The following is a 19,021-nucleotide window of genomic DNA, read 5'->3' as shown; positions in this document are numbered from 1 at the left end:
ACGCGGCCTCGTCAGGGAGGTTTCTGAAGTGAACACGCTTATGCGTCGTGCGGCTGTACCCGTTCTGGTCTCGGCCCTCGCCCTCACGGCCGCCGCTTGCGGCAAGGCCGGAGACGACAACGACTCCGACAGCGGCAGCAGCGCCGGCTCGGGCAACAAGTCGATCGGCCTGCTCCTGCCCGACAGCGTCACCACGCGGTACGAGCAGTTCGACAAGCCGCTGTTCGAGGCCAAGGTCAAGGAGCTGTGCAGCGACTGCACCGTCTCCTACGCCAACGCCGGCGCGGACGCGGCCAAGCAGGCCCAGCAGGTCAGCACCATGGTCACCAAGGGCGTGAAGGTCATCGCGATCTCCGCCCAGGACTCGGCCGCCATCAAGTCCTCGATCGAGGCCGCGGTCAAGAAGGGCGTCAAGGTCATCGCGTACGACCGTCTGGCCCAGGGCCCGGTCTCCGCGTACGTCTCCTTCGACAACGAGAAGGTCGGCCAGCTCCAGGGCCAGGCCCTGCTGGACTCGCTCGGCTCCAAGGCGACCCCCAAGTCCAAGGTCGTCATGATCAACGGTGACGACGCCGACCCGAACGCCGCGCTGTTCAAGAAGGGCGCCCACAGCGTCCTCGACGGCAAGGTCGACATCGCCTACGAGCAGTCCGGCCTGTGGAAGGACTCGGTCGCCGCGCAGAAGATGAAGGCGGCCATCACCCAGCTCGGCGCCAAGAACATCGCGGGCGTCTACGCCGCCAACGACGGCATGGCCGGTGGTATCGCCAACACCCTCAAGGGCTCCGGCATCTCCGGCATCCCGCTGACGGGCCAGGACGCCGAGCTCGCCGGCATCCAGCGCATCGTCGCCGGCACGCAGTCCAGCACGGTCTACAAGGCCTTCAAGCCCGAGGCCGACGCCGCCGCCCAGCTCGCGGTCAACCTGGTCGAGGGCAAGAGCATCGACGACCTCGCCACCACGACCATGACCAACGGCTCCGGCAACAAGGTCCCGTCCCAGCTGCTGACGCCGGTCTCGGTCACCGTCGCCAACATCAAGGACACGGTGGTCAAGGACAAGCTGTACACCGTCGACCAGATCTGCACCTCGGCCTACGCCGCCGCGTGCAAGAAGGCCGGTCTGCAGTAACGACTCGCCTCCGGGGGCGTGCCTGATCCACACGGCACGCCCCGTCGGCAGGTAAGAGCCCCTCCGGCGCCCGCCCCGCCTACACACCCCGCTGCGGGGTGGGCGCCGGACGGAATCATCGTGTGCGCGCCCGTTGCCAACTCGGCCGGACTGCGCGCAAGTTCATCTAGTAAATCCGTGCTTCAAGCACATCCTCCGCGCCTTACCCCAAGCGCGGCATCCCCGCCGGTCAGGCGGCGAAGGAGATGGTTCACGTGTCCGCTACGCCCGTGCTGGCGTTGCGCGGAGTCTCCAAGCGATTCGGTGCGGTGCAGGCACTCACCGACGTCGAGCTGGAGGTCCACGCCGGAGAAGTCGTCGCCCTGGTCGGCGACAACGGCGCAGGAAAGTCCACGCTGGTCAAGACGATCGCCGGTGTCCACCCCATCGATGAGGGCGTCATCGAGTGGGACGGCAAGCCGGTCAGCATCAACAAGCCGCACGACGCCCAGGGACTCGGCGTCGCGACGGTCTACCAGGACCTCGCGCTGTGCGACAACCTCGATGTCGTCGGCAACCTCTACCTCGGACGAGAGCTGCTGCACCGCGGCGTCATCGACGAGGTCACGATGGAGCAGAAGGCCCGCGAGCTGCTGTCCACGCTCTCCATCCGCATCCCGAGCGTCCGCATCCCGATCGCGAGCCTTTCCGGCGGTCAGCGTCAGGTCGTCGCCATCGCGCGCGCCCTGATCGGTGACCCCAAGGTCGTCATCCTCGACGAGCCCACCGCGGCCCTCGGCGTCGAGCAGACCGCGCAGGTCCTCGACCTGGTCGAGCGGCTGCGCGAGCGCAACCTCGGCGTCATCCTCATCAGCCACAACATGGCCGACGTGAAGGCCGTGGCCGACACCGTCGCCGTGCTGCGCCTGGGTAAGAACAACGGTTCCTTCTCCGTGAAGGACACCACCCACGAAGAGATCATCGCCGCCATCACGGGCGCCACGGACAACGCCGTGACCCGTCGTGCGGGGCGTCGCAGCGCGGAGGCGGCAAAGTGAGCGACACGTCGAAGGTAGAGAAGACGGACGGCGTGGTCGAGGAACAGACCACGGTGGCCCCCGCCGACGACCCCACGGCCGCCCCGGTCGCCGTCGTCGACCCGCGTCTGCTGATCCGCGAAGAGGGCTTCAAGGGTTACTGGACCGAGTTCAAGCGCAAGGTGAAGGGCGGTGAGCTCGGCTCGCTGCCGGTCGTCGTCGGCCTCATCGTCATCTGGACGATCTTCCAGCTGAAGAACGACCTCTTCCTCAGCGCGGACAACCTGTCCAACATCAGCTACTTCATGGCCGCCACCGGCATGCTCTCCATCGGCCTGGTGTTCGTGCTGCTGCTCGGCGAGATCGACCTGTCGGTCGGTTCGGTCAGCGGTCTGGCGTCCACGGTCTTCGCGGTGTTCGTGGTCAACCACGGCATGGGCCAGTGGCTGGCCCTGATCCTGGCCGTGCTGACCGGTATCGCCATCGGTGCCCTGCACGGCTGGTTCTTCGCCAAGATCGGCGTCCCGGCGTTCGTCGTGACCCTGGCCGGCTTCCTCGGCTGGAACGGTCTGATGCTGTGGCTGCTGGGTGACAGCGGCACGATCAACATCCCGTCCGACAGCGGCCCGATCCAGCTGCTCGGCCAGAGCTCCTTCTTCATGGACCAGGCCATCGTCGGCGCCTACATCCTGGCCGGCCTCGCCGTCGCGTCCATGCTGATCGGCTCCTTCATGGACCAGCGCCGCCGCAAGGCCGCGGGTGTGCCGTTCCGGCCGACCAGCGAGATCCTGCTGCGCGTCGGCGCCCTCGCCGTGGCGGCCTTCGCCACCGCGGTCGTGCTGAACAACTCCGCCGGCGTCTCCAACGCGCTGGTGATCTTCCTCGCCTCGCTGGTGATCGTGGACTTCGTGCTGCGTCGTACGACGTACGGCCGCAAGGTCTTCGCGGTCGGCGGCGGCATCGAGGCGGCCCGCCGTGCCGGTATCAACGTCCCGATGGTCCGGATCACCGTGTTCGCGATCTCCGGCGGCTTCGCGGCGATCGGCGGTATGTTCTTCGCCGGTCAGACGGCGTCGGCGACGCTGAACGCCGGTGGCGGCAACACCCTGATGCTCGCCATCGCGGCGGCCGTCATCGGTGGTACGTCGCTGTTCGGCGGTCGCGGCACCGTGTGGTCGGCCCTGCTGGGCATGCTGGTCATCCAGTCCATCCAGACCGGTCTCGACCTGCTGAACATGAACACGTCGATCCAGTACATGATCACCGGTGGCGTTCTGCTCGGCGCCGTGGTCATCGACTCCGTGTCGCGCAAGTCCCAGAAGGCCGCGGGACGCGGATAACACCGTAGAGCGCCGTCGGGGCGCGGGTGAACTTGCGGGTGCCGGTCCGTCGTGGCTGGTCGCGCAGTTCCCCGCGCCCCTTCCGGCGTTGTAGGACCGGATGATTGTGGGTACAGCCGATCGCGTGACGTATCACGCACCGCCCGCGTCTCGTCCGCAAAGGCGGAACATTAGACTCGACAAGCCCGGCAACAGCTCTACTGCAAGGAGGCACGGGTGCCGCTGCTGACCCGCATCAGGGGACCGCGCGATCTGGACCGGCTCAGCCTGGAAGAGCTGGACCAGCTGGCAGAGGAGATCCGGACCTTCCTCGTCGACGCCGTCTCCAAGACCGGCGGCCACCTCGGTCCGAACCTCGGCGTGGTCGAGCTCACCATCGCCCTGCACCGTGTCTTCGACTCCCCGAAGGACAAGGTGCTCTGGGACACCGGACACCAGTCCTACGTCCACAAGCTGCTCACCGGCCGCCAGGACTTCTCCCGGCTGAAGATGAAGGGCGGCCTGTCCGGCTACCCCTCGCAGGCCGAGTCCGAGCACGATGTGATCGAGAACAGCCACGCGTCCACGGTCCTCGGCTGGGCCGACGGGCTCGCCAAGGCCAACCAGATCCAGGAGCGCGACGACCACGTGGTCGCCGTGATCGGTGACGGTGCCCTCACCGGCGGCATGGCCTGGGAGGCGCTCAACAACATCGCCGACGCCAAGGACCGCCCGCTGGTCATCGTCGTCAACGACAACGAGCGCTCCTACGCGCCCACCATCGGCGGCCTCGCCAACCACCTGGCGACCCTGCGCACCACGGACGGCTACGAGCGCTTCCTGGCCCGCGGCAAGGACCTCCTGGAGCGCACCCCGGTCGTCGGCCGGCCGCTCTACGAGACCCTGCACGGCGCCAAGAAGGGCCTGAAGGACTTCATCGCCCCGCAGGGCATGTTCGAGGACCTCGGCCTGAAGTACGTCGGCCCCATCGACGGCCACGACATCGAGGCCATGGAGTCCGCGCTGGCCCGCGCCAAGCGCTTCGGCGGCCCGGTGATCGTCCATGTCCTCACCGAGAAGGGCCGCGGCTACCAGCCCGCCCTCCAGGACGAGGCCGACCGCTTCCACGGCATCGGCCCCATCCACCCCGACACCGGCCTGCCGATCAAGGCCTCCGGCGCCGACTGGACCTCCGTCTTCGGCGACGAGATGGTGCAGCTCGGCAAGGAGCGCAAGGACATCGTGGCGATCACGGCGGCGATGCTCCAGCCGGTCGGCCTGAAGAAGTTCGCGGACGCCTTCCCGGACCGGATCTACGACGTCGGCATCGCCGAGCAGCACGGCGCGGTGTCCGCCGCCGGCCTCGCGCACGGCGGCCTGCACCCGGTCTTCGCCGTCTACGCCACCTTCCTCAACCGCGCCTTCGACCAGGTCCTCATGGACGTCGCCCTGCACCGGTGCGGCGTGACCTTCGTCCTGGACCGGGCCGGCGTCACCGGCACCGACGGCGCCTCCCACAACGGCATGTGGGACATGTCGATCCTCCAGGTCGTCCCCGGCCTCAGGCTCGCCGCCCCGCGCGACGCCGACCAGGTCCGCAAGCAGCTGCGGGAGGCCGTGGCGGTCGACGACGCGCCGACCGTGGTCCGCTTCTCCAAGGGCGCCGTGGGCCCCGCCGTACCGGCCGTCGGACGCGTCGGCGGCATGGACGTCCTGCGCGAGCCGGGGACGGACACGCCCGACGTGCTCCTCGTCTCCGTCGGCGCCCTGGCGCCCATGTGCCTGGAGATCGCCTCGCTCCTCGACAAGCAGGGCATCACCACCACCGTGGTCGACCCGCGCTGGGTCAAGCCGGTGGACGAGGCCATGGCCCCGCTCGCGGAGCGGCACCGCGTGGTCGTCACCGTCGAGGACAACTCCCGCGTCGGCGGCGTCGGTTCCGCGATCGCCCAGGCCCTGCGCGACGCCGGCGTGGACGTCCCGCTGCGCGACTTCGGCATCCCGCCGCGCTTCCTCGACCACGCCTCGCGCGCCGAGGTCATGGCGGAGATCGGGCTGACCGCGCCCGACATCGCCCGCCAGGTCACCGGCCTGGTCTCCAAGCTGGACGGCCGCTTCGACCGCGCGGCCGCCGAGGTGGAGCCCGCACGGGACTGACGTAGCGCCGAATGGGCCGGTCGCACCACTCTTCGCAGTGGTGCGACCGGCCCATTTGCGTGAATCCGCACGCGCCGGGGCATACGCAGTACGCCCCCTCTCGATCATGTCGAGGACGACACAGCGTGGGAGGTACGCCCGTGAGCAGCACACTCTTCCGGACGAAGAGAGTCGAGCAGTCCATTGCCGACACCGAGGAGCCAGAGCACGCGCTGAAGAAATCCCTCTCCGCGCTGGATCTGACCGTCTTCGGCGTCGGCGTCATCATCGGCACCGGCATCTTCGTCCTGACCGGCACGGTCGCCAAGAACAACGCGGGACCGGCGGTCGCCCTGGCCTTCGTCGTCGCCGGCGTCGTCTGCGCGCTCGCCGCGCTCTGCTACGCCGAGTTCGCCTCCACCGTGCCGGTGGCCGGCTCGGCGTACACCTTCTCGTACGCCTCCCTGGGTGAACTGCCCGCCTGGATCATCGGCTGGGACCTGGTCCTGGAGTTCGCGCTCGGCACGGCGGTGGTGGCCGTCGGCTGGTCCGGGTACATCGCCTCGCTGCTCGACAACGCGGGCTGGCATCTGCCGGAGGCGCTCAGCGGCCGGGACGGGGCGGACGGGTTCGGCTTCGACATCCTCGCCGCCGCGCTGGTCCTCGTCCTCACCGGCATCCTCGTCCTCGGCACGAAGCTGTCCGCGCGCGTGACCTCGATCGTCGTCGCCATCAAGGTGACGGTGGTGCTCGTAGTGATCATCGCGGGCGCCTTCTTCGTCAAGAGCGACAACTACGACCCGTTCGTCCCGAAGTCCCAGCCGGTGGAGGCGGGCGGCGATCTCCAGGCCCCGCTCATCCAGCTGATGTTCGGCTGGGCGCCGTCCAACTTCGGCGTCATGGGCATCTTCACCGCCGCGTCCGTCGTCTTCTTCGCCTTCATCGGCTTCGACGTCGTCGCGACGGCGGCCGAGGAGACCAGGAACCCGCAGCGGGACATGCCGAGGGGCATCCTCGGCTCGCTGCTCATCTGCACGACGCTCTACGTCGCCGTGTCGATCGTCGTGACCGGCATGCAGAAGTACACCGACCTGTCCGTGACGGCCCCGCTCGCCGACGCCTTCAAGGCCATCGGACACCCCTGGTACGCGGGCTTCATCAGCTTCGGCGCGGCCGTCGGCCTCACCACGGTCTGCATGATCCTGCTGCTGGGCCAGACCCGGGTCTTCTTCGCGATGAGCCGCGACGGCCTGCTGCCGCGCTTCTTCTCCCACGTCCACCCGACGTTCAAGACCCCGCACCGCCCGACCATCCTGCTCGGCGTGATCATCGCGATCGTCGCCGGCTTCACCCCGCTCAGCGAACTGGCCGAACTGGTCAACATCGGCACGCTGTTCGCCTTCGTGGTCGTCGCGATCGGCGTCGTCATCCTCCGTCGCACCCGCCCCGACCTGCACCGGTCGTTCCGCACCCCGTGGGTCCCGGTGATTCCGGTGCTGTCGGTCCTCGCCTCGCTGTGGCTGATGCTCAACCTGCCGGCGGAGACGTGGTTGCGGTTCGCGATCTGGATGGTGCTCGGCTTCGCCGTGTACTTCCTGTACGGGCGGTCGCACAGCCGGCTCGCGCAGGGGGAGCGGACGACGGTGGGGCAGGCGGTGAAGCCGCCGGAGGGCGGCGCGGAGTAACCGGCCGGCCGGACGGCCCCGTCCCGTGCACGACGTCACGGGGCCGGGCCGTCCGCCTGTTTGTGACCGGAACTGACCCTTGCTGTACGGAAGCTGGCGCGTAACGTACCTTTGCCGCCCTTGTGTCCGACCGGAAACGGCCACGATGATGGGTGGAGCGATGACGACGAGCCACCCCTCGACTGCTCAGTGCGATTCCACTTGGTGGGAGTTCGCCCGACGTGCGGACTCCACGAACCGGCGAAGGAGACCGCGATGAGGAAAGCCGGAGAGGTGCCCGGCGGGTTCCAGAGCGCGTTACCGGCGGCGCCCCCGCGGCCGGCGCGGCTCACCACCGAGATCCCCGACTGCGGCGAGATCGCCCTGGACCGGCTGGGCGAGGTCGACCACCACGTCCTGAACAGGGTGCTGCGGTCCGGCCGTCCCGCGCGCACCGCCCTCGGCTCCGGCCGCTGACGGACCAGGACGCCAGGGGCAGATGACCGCCGGGACACGCGCGTTCCGCCAGTTCGTCCTCAAGGTGCACAGCAGGTGCGACCTCGCCTGCGACCACTGCTACGTCTACCGCCACCCCGACCAGAGCTGGCGGCGGCGCCCGCAGGTGATCCCGGACGAGGTGATCTCGTCGGTGGCGTACCGCATCGCCGAGCACGCCCGGTCCCACCCCGAACTGTCCCGCGTGAACGTCATCCTGCACGGCGGCGAACCCCTCCTCGCCGGACGCGAGCGGCTGTCCCGCATCGCCCGGGAACTGCGCACCGCACTGCACGGGGTGTGCGAGCTCGACCTGGGCATGCAGACCAACGGGCTGCGGCTGGACGAGGACCTGTGCCGGATGCTGGTCCGGGAGCGGATCAGCACCGGTGTCTCCCTGGACGGCGACCGCACCTCCAACGACCGCCACCGCAAGCGGGCCAACGGCACCGGGTCGTACGACGCCGTCGTCACGGCCGTACGGCTCCTCGGCTCGCCCGCCCACCGCGACGCCTTCGCCGGCCTGCTGTGCACCGTCGACGTGGCGAACGACCCCGCCGCCGTCTACGACGCCCTGGCCGCCCTCGACCCGCCGCGCGTCGACTTCCTGCTGCCGCACACCACCTGGGACCGCCCACCCCCGCCCGGCGCGGCCCACGCCCGCTGGCTGACCACCGTCTACGACCGGTGGCGGGCCGACGGCAGGCCCTTCCCGGTCCGGATCTTCGACTCCATCGAAGCCGGGCGGGACGGCGAGGAGTCCTTCACCGAGGCGCTGGGCCTCGGCAGCCCGGACCTGGTCGTGGTCGAGACCGACGGGGAGATCGAGCAGGCCGACTGGCTCAAGACCGCGAAGCACGGCGCACCGGCCACGGGCTTCCACGTCCTGCGCAACACCTTCGACGAGGCCGCCGCCCACCCCGGCTTCCTGGCACAGGGCGGAGGCATCGGCGCACTGAGCCGGCAGTGCCAGGACTGCGCCGTGGTGCGGATCTGCGGGGGCGGCCTGTACGGCCACCGCTACCGCGCCGCCAACGGCTTCGACAACCCCTCCGTCTACTGCGAGGACCTCTTCCGGCTGATCCGGCACATCCTGCGCGCCCCGAGGCCGCGACCGGTGAGCCGCCCGCACACCCTGACCCCGGACGGCTTCGACTCGCTGGCCGGGGGCGACGGCGACCCCGAGGCACTGCGCACCCTCGTCGCCGCCGCGGCCAGCGTCCGCCGGATGCTGCTGGGTGCCGTCTGCGCCGGCCACCCGGGCCCCGAGGCGAGCGCCGTCGTCGCGCTGGACCGGCGCCACCCCCGGGAGGCCGCCGAGACCCTGCGCCACCCTTACCTGGGGAGCTGGGCCGCACGCGTCCTGGCGGACGCACCGGCACCGCACGCCGTACGGCAAAGGCTCGGCGAGATCGCCGCGGTGACCGCGCTCCGCGCCGGCGAGACCTTCCACCTCACCCTGCCCGACGGGGCCGGCGAGGCCCATCTGCCGGGACTGGGGCGGCTGACCCTGCGGCCGGACCACGGGCCGGCCCGACTGGTCGCCCGCGACGGGCAGTTGCTCCTCGCCCCCCGGCCGGGAACCGCGCCCCGCCCGCTCCCCGAGACCGCGCCCCTCGGCATCGGCTGGGAACCCGTACGCCGCATCCCCGTAGGGGACTTCAGCGTGCTCCTGGAGGACGGCGACCCCTGCCGCGACGGCTGCGCCGCCGCGCCCCTGCCCCGGCTGGACGAGGCACGGTACGCCCACTGGACACGGCTGTTCGCCGAGGCCGCCGACCACCTCCGCACCCGGCACGCCCGCCGCGCACCGGGCGTGCGGGCCCTGTTCGCCGCATGCACTCCGGTGCACGGGGCAACGGAACAGGGAGAGGTCTCCGCCGATCCCCACGCCTTCGGCGCCCTGGGCCTCGCCCTGCCGGACACCGCCCGGGCGCTGGCCGCGCTCATCGCGGAGGGGGTGCAGCAGATGAAGTTCAACGCCCTGTCGGAGCTGTTCGACCTCGCCGGCAGCGAGGCGGCCGGCGAGACCCTGCGCTCCGCGTACCTGGAACGGCTGCCCGCTCCGGGGATACCCCACGACGGCCTCACCGCCCACGGGCGCCGGATGGCCGCCAGGCTGCGAGGCTGACCCACCATGCTCACCGAGGCCGCCCTCACCGCCGACCTGCGAAGACTCGGCGTCACCAAGGCCAGGACGCTGCTCGTGCACGCCTCCCTGCGGTCCGTCGGCCCGGTCCACGGCGGCAGCCGGACGCTGCTGGCCGCGCTGCGCGACGCACTCGGCCCCGAAGGCACCCTGGTCGTCCCCACGTTCACGACCGGCAACTCCCTCACGTCACCGGTGTACCTCCGTCGCACGCGAGACCTGACACGACATCAACTCCTGTCATACCGTGAGAACATGGAGCCCTTCAGCCCGGCTTCCACTCCCTCCGACGGCATGGGACGACTGGCGGAGGAGGTGCGGGTCCACCCGGCAGCCGTGCGCAGCACCCACCCGCAGACGTCCTTCGCCGCACTCGGCCCCCGGGCCGCCCGGATCACCTCCGGACACGCCCTGGACTGCCTGCTCGGCGAACGGTCCCCGCTCGCCCGGCTGTACGAGGAGGGGGCGTACGTCCTGCTGCTGGGCGTGGGGTTCGAGGTGTGCTCGGCCTTCCACCTGTCCGAGTGCCGGCAGCCCGGCCCGGTCCGCCGCCGCTACGACTGCCGGGTCATGACCGAGGACGGCCCGCGCTGGACGGCCTTCCTCGACGTCGACCACGACGACAGCGACTTCGGCGACCTCGGCCGCTGGCTGGAGACCTCCGCACCGGCCGGCCGCGGCCCGCTGGCCCGCGGCCGGGTCGGCGCCGCCGACAGCAGACTGTTCCCGCTGCGCTGGGCCGTGGACACCGCCGCCCGGTGGATCGCGGCGGGCCGCGGCGCGGAGGCCGACCGTGCATAGCGTCCAGCAGCCCTACGGCTTCCTCAGCTACGGCCGCACCCCCGCCGTACCGGAGACGGACCGGTCCACCGACGACCCGCTGAGCCGCTTCCACGCCAAGCTCACCGAAGACCTGATGGAGCTCACCGACCTGGACGCCAAGGTCCCCGCCGTCTACCTCGACCAGCGGATACCGCTCGGCTCCACCTGGGAGGAGGAGCTGAAGGAACGCCTCTCCCGCTGCCAGGTCTTCGTACCCCTGCTGTCCCGGCGGCTGTTCACCAGCGAGTGGTGCGCCCTCGAATGGGAGTGCTTCCAGCGGCGCCAGCAACTCCAGCGCGGCCGGGGCACGTTCATCCGCAACGCGGTCGTGCCGGTCCTGTGGAGCCCGCTGCGGTCCGGCGACATACCCGCGCCCTACTCGGAGGTGCAGTACACCCACCAGGACCTGGATCCCAAGTACCTGGAACTGGGGCTGCGCGGTCTGCAGATCTCCGGCAACCACGGGACGTTCCGCAAGGTGGTCTACCAACTCGCCCTGAAAATCGTCGACGTGGCCGTCAGTTCCCGCCTGGAACCCTGTGACCCGGGGGAGTTCGACGACCTCTTCGACGCGATGAACGACACGGTGGGGGAGGAACGCTGATGCACACGCCCTGGTTCTTCGTCAGTTACGCCCCCACCCCGGCCGCCGCCGACGAGACCGACGAGGGCCGCCAGGAGACCGACAAGAGCGTGCGGGAGTTCTACGAGGACCTGCTCGGGGAGGTTCGGGCGATGAGCGGCACCCTCGCACCGCGCTCCGTCGGCCACCTGGACGCCACCGACCGCGGCGGCGCGAGGTCGGTGCGCGCCCTCCACGACTGCCATGTCTTCGTCCCCGTGATCACCCGCCGCTACTTCACCGACGTGTACTGCGGCCGGCAGTGGCACGCCCTCACCCACCGCGCCCGCCGCGGCACACTCGTCCCGGCCCTGTGGACCCCGGTGCCGACCACCGCTCGCCCGGTGCCCGTCAACCTCGCCCTGCCCGTGCCCACCCCGCCGACGGAACCGGTGCCCGTCGACGACGACGCGCTCAAGGACTACGCCAGGGGCGGGCTGTACGGACTGCGGGCCGACACCGAACATCCCGAGCACTACGACCAGTGCGTCCGGCGGATCGCCCAGCGGGTCGTCCAGGCCGTCCGCCGGGCGCCCGAACCCGGCCCGGAATCGGTCGAGTTCACCGATCTGGATGACATTCCGGACGCGTTCGCCGCCTCGTCCTGGCACCCGCTGGGCATCGCCGTCCTCGCCCCGGACCTGCACCATCTGCCCCCCGGCCGCAGGGACACCAAGTACGGCCGCGGACCGCGCGACTGGCAGCCCTACAGCGACGGCTACGGCACCCCGCTGGCCGAACGAACCGCCGAACTCGCCCGCAACCTCGGCTTCGCCCCGGAGATCCACACCTACGACCAGGCCGAGCCCGTCTTCCTCGGGCACCGCGAGACCAGGAGCCCCTGGGTGCTCATCCTCGACCCGTGGATCCTGCGCGACCCGGCGGCCCTGGAGCGGGTGCGCGCCTTCGACTCCCGCGACCTGCCCTGGGTGTCCGTCCTGACGCCGATCGCCGACGATCCGCAGACCCGGCAGGCGGGCGGAGACCTCGACCGGCTGCTGCGGGCCGCGCTGCCGAGGCGGCTCAGCAGCAGCCGGCCCATCCAGCGCGGCGCCATGCTGGGCATCGACAACTCGGAGACGTTCAACGCCCGTTTCATGGAGCTGGCGGACAGCGCGGCCCAGCAGTACCTCAACCGAGTTCCGCTACGATCCACGACCACCAGGCCCTCGGCGTCGGCGGAGCGGCCCCACGCTGGTGACCAGGAGGACCGACCGTGACCGGCGCGCTGGCCCGCCCCGACGGCGGCAAGATCGTCACGTTCTACAGCTACAAGGGCGGCACCGGCCGCACCATGGCGCTGGCCAACACCGCCTGGATCATGGCCTCGCAGGGCCGGCGCGTCCTGGTGGTCGACTGGGACCTGGAGGCGCCCGGCCTCGACCGCTTCCTGCGCCCGTTCCTGGAACCGCACGCCCTGCGCGACCGCCCCGGGGTCCTGGACCTCATCAACGACTACATGCTGAAGGTCGAGTCCCTGGGCGAGACCGGGGTCGACGAGGAATGGGTGGTCCAGCAGGCCGACATCGGCAAGGCGATCTCCCCGCTGCAATGGCGCTTCCCGCGCGGCGGCGGCCTCGACTTCATCTCCGCGGGCCGCCAGGACCGCAACTACTCCTCCATTTTCTCCCAGTTCAACTGGACCCGCTTCTACGAGGAGCAGTACGGCGGCCAGTTCCTCGACGCCGTGTGCGCCCAGTTCCGGCGCGGCTACGACTACGTCCTCGTCGACAGCCGCACCGGCCTCAGCGACATCTCCGACATCTGCACCCTGCACTTCCCCGACGTGCTGGTGAACTGCTTCACCCACAACGACCAGAGCATCGAGGGCGCCGCGGCGGTCGCCCGCCGGGTGGTCGACACCTATTACCACGACCGGCGCATCCGCATCCTGCCGGTGCCCATGCGGGTCGTGGACTCCGAGGCGGACCGCCTGGAGGCGGCCCGGGCCAAGGTCCGCGTCACCTTCGACCAGCTGCTCATGCGCACCCCGCACGTCGACGTACGCCGCTACTGGGGCAACGTGGAACTGCCGTACAAGCCCACCTACGCCTACGAGGAGATGCTCGCCACCTTCCGCGACGAGCCCGGCACCCCCACCTCCCTGCTCGCCGCCTGCGAGCGGCTGACCTCGGTCGTCACCGAGGGCGACGTCACCTGCCTCGACCCGATGACCGACGAGGAACGCCAGAACTACCTCAAGGCCGTGGTGCGCCGCCGGCCGCCGGACCCCACCCATGTGTTCCTCAGCCATGTGCCCGAGGACCAGATGTGGGCGGACTGGATCCGGCGGGTCCTGTCCGACGCCGGCTTCACCGTCGGCGACGCCCGCTCCGAGGACGGCTCCGCCGCCGGGGTCCCGCTGCGCGACGACACCGACAGCAAGGTGCGCGGCGCCTCCCGCACGGTGGCCGTGCTCTCCGCCGCCTACCAGAAGTCCCCCGAGGCCAGGGCGGTCTGGGAGGCGGTGGCCGCGGCCGACCCGATGGGCGCGCGGCGCACCCTGGTGCCGGTGCGGGTCAGCGACGTACGCCTGGGGCACCCGTTCTCGGACCGGACGCCGATCCACCTCGGCAACATGAACGAGACACAGGCCAGGAACGCCCTGCTGCGGGCCCTGGACGCCCCGCTCGTGCAGGACGAGCACCCCGCCGACGCCACCCTCCCCGGACCCCGCTTCCCGGGCGCGGAACCGCCCGTCTGGTCCGCGCCGGTACGCAACGCCGCCTTCACCGGCCGCGCCGGCATGCTGGAGAACCTCAGGCAGCGGCTCGGGGAGACCGGCACCGCCACCCTGCTGCACGGCATGGGCGGGGTCGGCAAGACGCAGCTGGCCACCGAGTACGCCCACCGGTACCGCGGCAACTACGACGTCGTGTGGTGGATCGAGGCGGAGTTCGGCGACCTCGCACTGCGCCAGTACTCCGAACTCGCCCCCCACCTCGGCGTCGAGGAACGCGACAGCATCAGCGCCACGGCCGACGCGGTGCGCGACGCCCTGCGCCGGGGCGCCACCTATGACCGCTGGCTGCTGGTCTTCGACAACGCCACCACCCCCGAGTCCATCGAACGGCTGCTGGTCAACAGCCCCACCGGCCACGTCCTGATCACCACCCGCAACGAGGGCTGGGCCCAGATCGGCGAGCGCGTCGAGGTCGACGTCTTCTCCCGCTCCGAGAGCGTCGAACACCTGCTGCACCGGGTCTCCGCCATCAGCACCGAGGACGCCGACCGGGTCGCGGAGGCCCTCGGCGACCTGCCGCTGGCCGTCGACCAGGCCGCCGCCTGGCTCAACGAGACCGGCCAGGACGCCACCGAGTACCTCGCCCTGCTCCAGCCCCAGCTGGCCTCGCTGGAGGCCGTCGCCGACGCCCAGGCCTTCCCGCTCCAGGTCGGCGCCACCTGGAACATCTCCATCCAGCAGCTCAACGCCCCCGTGGCCCTGCGGCTGCTGCAGCTGTGCGCCCACTTCGGCGCCGACCCCATCTCCTTCGACCTGGTGCACGGCAAGGAGATGGGCGAGGCCCTCATCGAGGCACAGCCCGGCGGCGAGGGGACGGCACTGGTGTCCCGCGCCATCCAGCAGCTGCACCGGTACGCCCTGGCCAAGGTCGACCGCAAGAGCCGCAGCATCCAGGTGCACCGGCTGGTGCAGGCGGCGGTGCGCTCCTCCATGTCCGAGGAGGAGCGCGAGAACGCGCTGCGCGTCGTACGCAACGTCCTCAGCGGCGCCCGCCCGTCCGAGGGCGACGTCGAACGCCCCGCCAACTGGCCCCGCTACAACACCATCTGGCCGCACCTGAAGACCCCGTGGCTGCGCTACTCGCTCGACGACCGGATCCGCCGGCTGATGACCGAGTGGCTGCGCTACCTGCGGTCCCGCGGCGAGTACGCGGAGGCCATGTCGCTCGCCGAGGAGCTGCTGACCGTCTGGGCGAAGGAGGCCGGCGCCACCGACCGGTGGACCCTGCACCTGCGCTACGAGATCGCCAACGTGCTGCGCTTCCAGGGCTGGTACAACAGAGCGCTCGACATCGACCAGGACGTCTACGAGCGGCAGCGCGAGGTCCTCGGCGAGGACGACTCGCACACCCTGATGACGGCGATCAGCCTCACCGCCGACCTGCGGGCCGTCGGCCAGGTCGGACGCGCGCTGCAGATCAACCGTGAGACGTACCAGCGCTCCGTCGACCTCCTCGGCGACGACCATCCGCGGACCCTGATCGCGGCGAACAACCTGGCCGTGTCGATGCGCATGGCCGGGGACTGCTACGAGGCGCAGAACGTCGACAAGGAAACCTGCGACCTGCGGGTGCTGACGCTGGGCGGGAGGCACCCGTACACCCTGCTCTCCCGGGTGAACCTGGGCCGCGACCAGCGCTCCTGCGGCGAGTACGAAGCCTCGGAGGCGACCCTGCGCGCGGTCTACGACACGGCCAGGGAACTCGGGCCGACGTCACCGCCCGCGCTGGAGGCCGCCAAGGCCCTCGCCATCACCCTGCGCCGTCTGGACAAGCTGGACGAGGCGATCGAACTCAGTCAGAGCGTCCTGGACATCTACCGGCTGCGCCTGCCCGACGCCTCGCCCGAGACGCTGGTGGTGCGGCTCGGGCTCGCGGGCCACCTCGCCGCGGCCGAGCGGTACGACGAGGCCTGCGCGGAGACCTCCGACCTGCTCGACCGGTTCCGCGCGGCCCTGGGGGAGACCCACCCCAACACCCTTGCCTGCGCGGTCAATCACGGCATCAACCTGCTGTCGACCGGCCAGGCCGCCAAGTCGCACGACGTGTGCGAGCAGGCCCGCGCGGCGCTGCGGACCACGCTGGGTCCGGAGCATCCGTTCAGCATGAACTGCCAGATGAACCTGGCGAACGCCGAGGCCGCCGTCGGCGACACCGGGCAGGCCGAACGCAACTACCGCCAGGCGCACCGGGAGTTGGCCGACCGCCTGGGCGGGGACCACCCCACGGCCCTCACCTGCCGGGGCAACTTCTCCATCATGCTGAGGGAGACCGGCCGCACCGAGGAGGCGGACCACCTGGCGCAGGAGAGCCTGACGATCCTGAGCACCAAGCTGGGCACCGAGCACTCGAAGGTGGCCCGGCTGCGCGCCGGCCGACGGGTGGGGCTGGAACTGGATCCCCACCCGATCTGACCGTGCCGGAAGCGAGCGCCGGGGGCGGCGGGAAGGTCACGCCGTGGTGGCGGTGGCGTCCGAGCCCGCCTTCGCGTGCTCGCGCACCCAGCCGAGCACCTTCGGCAGGACCGGAACCGCGGCGAAGTGCGCCGCCGACGGCTCCAGGACGACGGTGGCGTGCTCGATCCGGCCGGCCAGCCAGGTGAAGTGGTCGACGGGGGAGAAGACGTCCTTCTCCCCGTGCCAGAGCAGCGTGGGCACGGTGATCTTCGCCGGGTCGAAGCCCCAGGGCAGGGTGAAGGCGACGGCGTCGTCGATCCAGCCGTCCGCGTTCTTCTCGATCCCGGACATGAAGTTCTTGTGCAGCATCCGGCGGATGCCGGCGTCCGCCACGACGTGCCGGTCCACCTCGGGCATCTCGCCGTCGAGCGTGTTCAGCAGGGCCATCGGGTCGGCCCGCATGGCGTCCGCGTTCTGCACGAGGCTGCTCTGCAACACGTCAGGGTGGTCACGGGCGTTGGTGTACTCGCGGACGTTGTGCTCGGTCATGCCCGCGAACCAGTCCAGCTCCGGTGCGTCCGGCGGGGCCAGGGTCACCAGGACGGCGGCGCTGCGTACGCGGCCGGACAGCTGAGCGGCACAGGCCAGCGCGTGCGGGCCGCCACCGGACCGCCCGACGACGGAGAACTCGTCGAGCCCGAGAAACCGTGCGATGTCCTCGACGTCCGCGGCGGCGTCGACCACCCGGCGGCCGGGCTTGCGGGTGGAACCCCCGTAGCCGGGACGGTCGTAGGCGATGAGACGGACGCCTAGCTGATAGAGCACCATGGACCGCGGGCGCGGCCCCTGATGGCTGCCAGGAGTTCCGTGCAGCAGAAAGACCGGGTGCCCGTGCGGATCACCCCAGGAATCGAAAACGAGCTCGCGCCCGTCCCTGCTGAGAGCGGCACGTGCCACTCCTGCCTCCCGTCCACCAGCCGTCAAGGGTGCCGGAATAGTCTCAGAACGCAGGGCACCATTCAGTCAGCTTCTCGCGTCCGCGCTCTTCCGTCACTGGAAAGTGACTAGGATGTCGAAATCCTGACCGAATGCGGCTAGCTTATGCCCATTTTGTCGAATCGGCAGGGGGCGAACCCCCGCATTCCGACGCAATCGGGACAGTCGGCTTGGGGCGCCGGCCGCACATACCGATCGCGCACCCTAGCCGCGCACACTGCGCGGCCCCGCCACCTCGGCCCCCAACTCCGTCACCCGGCGCCGCAGTTCCCGATCCGCGGTCACCACCAGGCAGGGCCGGCCGGCCGCCGCGGCGACCAGGTCCACCATGTGGTCGTCCCCGCTCCCCGGCGCCGACTCCACCCGCACCCCGGCCACGGACTCCACCCCGCGCGCCGCCCCCTCCACCACCAGCACGATCTCCACGGGCCCGGCCCGCCCCGGCACCCCGTCCGCCGCCAGCCGGTCCCGCAGCCGCTCCGCGGCCCCCCTCCGGTCCCGCCACCAGCCGTCGGGCACCGACCCGACGACATTGGCGGCATCGACGATCACGAGGAGCGGGACTTCGGTGTTCATGCGGCCAGGGTGTCAGTCCCCACGCTTCTCGTCGAAGCTGGCGTAGTACGCGGCGGCCATGTCCTCGTCCCCGTGCCCCTGCGCGGCGGCCCGCTCCAGCCGCTCCGCGCTCGCCGCGGCCACATCGAGCCGGACGCCGTTCTCCGCGCCCGCCCGCACGATCAGCCGGGCGTCCTTGGCGGCCGTGGAGACCGCGAACTGGGCCGGGGACAGCCGCCGTTCCAGCACCAGCCCCGCCTTGGCGTGCAGATAGCCCATGTCCAGCGGCCCGCCCTCGATGAGCGCGAAGAAGTCCTGCACGTCCACGCCGAGCGCCTCGGACAGCGCCAGCACCTCCCCGGTCGCCGCGGTCGCGGCCAGCACCCAGCTGTTGGCGACCAGCTTCAGCCGGGTCGCGCTGCCCGCCTCGCCGGTCCAGACCGTGCGGGCGCCCACCGCGTCGAAGACGGGGGCCACGGAGTACCGGTGGGCCTCCGGGCCGCCCGCCAGCACCGTGAGCTGACCGGCCTCCGCGGGCTGCCGGGTGCCCAGCACGGGGGCGTCGTAGAAGACCAGGCCGTGCGCGGCGGCGAAGGCGGCGAGCTCACCGAGGGCTTCGAGGCCGGCCGTCGTCGACTGCGCCCACACCACGCCCGGGCGCAGCGCGGGCAGCGCCTGCTCCATCACCTCCAGGGTGGCGGCGCCGTCGTACAGCATGGTCAGGACGACGTCCGCGCCCTCCACCGCCTCGGCGGGGGAGCCGGTGACACGGATGCCGTCGGCGGTGAGGGGCTCGGCCTTGGCGCGGGTGCGGTTCCAGGCGTGGACGGTGTGTCCGGCGCGGGCCAGGTTGCGGGCCATCGCGGCGCCCATGATGCCGGTACCCAGGACGGAGACGGTGAGCTTGTCGGTCATGAGGCCAACGTAGGACCTGTGGGCGGGGGGTGACCAGGCGGCCCGTCCGGGGCCCCGCATAGA

14 protein-coding genes are annotated in these 19,021 nt (G+C 71.0%); 11 read left to right on the top strand and 3 right to left on the bottom strand.

The window, feature by feature from the left end; genetic code table 11:
* Positions 1-40: 40 nt before the first annotated feature.
* From DI272_RS12500 to fxsT, 11 genes are all read left to right on the top strand, one after another.
* Positions 41-1,132 (top strand): sugar ABC transporter substrate-binding protein, encoded by a 1,092-nt coding sequence (locus DI272_RS12500; RefSeq protein WP_109495442.1) that lies wholly within the window; start codon positions 41-43, stop codon positions 1,130-1,132.
* Positions 1,133-1,377: 245 nt separating this feature from the next.
* Positions 1,378-2,169, top strand: a complete 792-nt coding sequence (locus DI272_RS12495) for an ATP-binding cassette domain-containing protein (RefSeq protein WP_109495441.1) — start codon at positions 1,378-1,380, stop codon at positions 2,167-2,169.
* Entirely contained in the window at positions 2,166-3,488 is a 1,323-nt protein-coding gene (locus tag DI272_RS12490; protein WP_109495440.1) for a sugar ABC transporter permease, read from the top strand. The genes DI272_RS12495 and DI272_RS12490 overlap by 4 nt, the downstream gene beginning before the upstream one ends.
* A gap of 216 nt (positions 3,489-3,704) precedes the next feature.
* Positions 3,705-5,624 (top strand): 1-deoxy-D-xylulose-5-phosphate synthase, encoded by a 1,920-nt coding sequence (gene dxs / locus DI272_RS12485; protein ID WP_109495439.1) that lies wholly within the window; start codon positions 3,705-3,707, stop codon positions 5,622-5,624.
* 140 nt (positions 5,625-5,764) lie between these two features.
* A complete protein-coding gene (locus DI272_RS12480) occupies positions 5,765-7,288 on the top strand; it encodes an amino acid permease (protein ID WP_109495438.1) in 1,524 nt (507 codons plus the stop codon).
* Between the two features lie 255 nt (positions 7,289-7,543).
* Positions 7,544-7,744, top strand: coding sequence for a hypothetical protein (locus DI272_RS12475; RefSeq protein ID WP_109495437.1), 201 nt, complete (start codon positions 7,544-7,546; stop codon positions 7,742-7,744).
* 22 nt (positions 7,745-7,766) lie between these two features.
* Complete coding sequence (locus tag DI272_RS12470; RefSeq protein WP_109495436.1) at positions 7,767-9,893, top strand: FxsB family cyclophane-forming radical SAM/SPASM peptide maturase; 2,127 nt, start codon at positions 7,767-7,769, stop codon at positions 9,891-9,893.
* Between the two features lie 6 nt (positions 9,894-9,899).
* Positions 9,900-10,712: an aminoglycoside N(3)-acetyltransferase gene (locus tag DI272_RS12465; RefSeq protein WP_109495435.1), complete on the top strand. Its 813-nt coding sequence runs from the start codon at positions 9,900-9,902 to the stop codon at positions 10,710-10,712.
* The gene (locus DI272_RS12460; protein WP_109495434.1) at positions 10,705-11,337 is read left to right on the top strand and encodes a TIR-like protein FxsC; all 633 of its coding nucleotides are present in this window, start codon (positions 10,705-10,707) and stop codon (positions 11,335-11,337) included. The genes DI272_RS12465 and DI272_RS12460 overlap by 8 nt, the downstream gene beginning before the upstream one ends.
* Positions 11,337-12,575 carry an FxsC protein gene (fsxC, locus tag DI272_RS12455; RefSeq protein WP_109495433.1) on the top strand — a complete coding sequence of 413 codons (1,239 nt, stop codon included), beginning with the start codon at positions 11,337-11,339 and terminating at the stop codon, positions 12,573-12,575. The genes DI272_RS12460 and fsxC overlap by 1 nt, the downstream gene beginning before the upstream one ends.
* Positions 12,572-16,510, top strand: coding sequence for an FxSxx-COOH system tetratricopeptide repeat protein (fxsT, locus tag DI272_RS12450; protein ID WP_109495432.1), 3,939 nt, complete (start codon positions 12,572-12,574; stop codon positions 16,508-16,510). The genes fsxC and fxsT overlap by 4 nt, the downstream gene beginning before the upstream one ends.
* Positions 16,511-16,546: 36 nt before the next feature.
* On the opposite strand, the gene DI272_RS12445 is transcribed toward fxsT, so the two are convergent.
* The 3 genes from DI272_RS12445 to DI272_RS12435 all read right to left on the bottom strand — a co-directional run bounded on the left by DI272_RS12445 (position 16,547) and on the right by DI272_RS12435 (position 19,018).
* Positions 16,547-17,449, bottom strand: coding sequence for an alpha/beta fold hydrolase (locus DI272_RS12445; RefSeq protein WP_109495431.1), 903 nt, complete (start codon positions 17,447-17,449; stop codon positions 16,547-16,549).
* A 243-nt stretch (positions 17,450-17,692) separates the two neighbouring features.
* A complete protein-coding gene (locus DI272_RS12440; protein ID WP_109495430.1) occupies positions 17,693-18,064 on the bottom strand; it encodes an NTP pyrophosphohydrolase in 372 nt (123 codons plus the stop codon).
* A 12-nt stretch (positions 18,065-18,076) separates the two neighbouring features.
* Positions 18,077-19,018, bottom strand: coding sequence for an NAD(P)-dependent oxidoreductase (locus DI272_RS12435; RefSeq protein WP_109495429.1), 942 nt, complete (start codon positions 19,016-19,018; stop codon positions 18,077-18,079).
* Between the last annotated feature and the right edge of the window lie 3 nt (positions 19,019-19,021).

Source organism: Streptomyces sp. Act143, assembly GCF_003143935.1.
Classification (GTDB): Bacteria; Actinomycetota; Actinomycetes; order Streptomycetales; family Streptomycetaceae; genus Streptomyces.
Note: the sequence above shows the minus strand (reverse complement) of the source record. Positions and strands in the feature narration are given on the sequence as shown.

Coding starts and splice junctions, on each gene's coding strand:
- DI272_RS12435 (WP_109495429.1), bottom strand. CDS start 19,018: ATGCGGGGCCCCGGACGGGCCGCCTGGTCACCCCCCGCCCACAGGTCC.
- DI272_RS12475 (WP_109495437.1), top strand. CDS start 7,544: ATGAGGAAAGCCGGAGAGGTGCCCGGCGGGTTCCAGAGCGCGTTACCG.
- fsxC (WP_109495433.1), top strand. CDS start 11,337: ATGCACACGCCCTGGTTCTTCGTCAGTTACGCCCCCACCCCGGCCGCC.
- DI272_RS12500 (WP_109495442.1), top strand. CDS start 41: ATGCGTCGTGCGGCTGTACCCGTTCTGGTCTCGGCCCTCGCCCTCACG.
- DI272_RS12465 (WP_109495435.1), top strand. CDS start 9,900: ATGCTCACCGAGGCCGCCCTCACCGCCGACCTGCGAAGACTCGGCGTC.
- DI272_RS12440 (WP_109495430.1), bottom strand. CDS start 18,064: ATGAACACCGAAGTCCCGCTCCTCGTGATCGTCGATGCCGCCAATGTC.
- DI272_RS12495 (WP_109495441.1), top strand. CDS start 1,378: ATGGTTCACGTGTCCGCTACGCCCGTGCTGGCGTTGCGCGGAGTCTCC.
- DI272_RS12470 (WP_109495436.1), top strand. CDS start 7,767: ATGACCGCCGGGACACGCGCGTTCCGCCAGTTCGTCCTCAAGGTGCAC.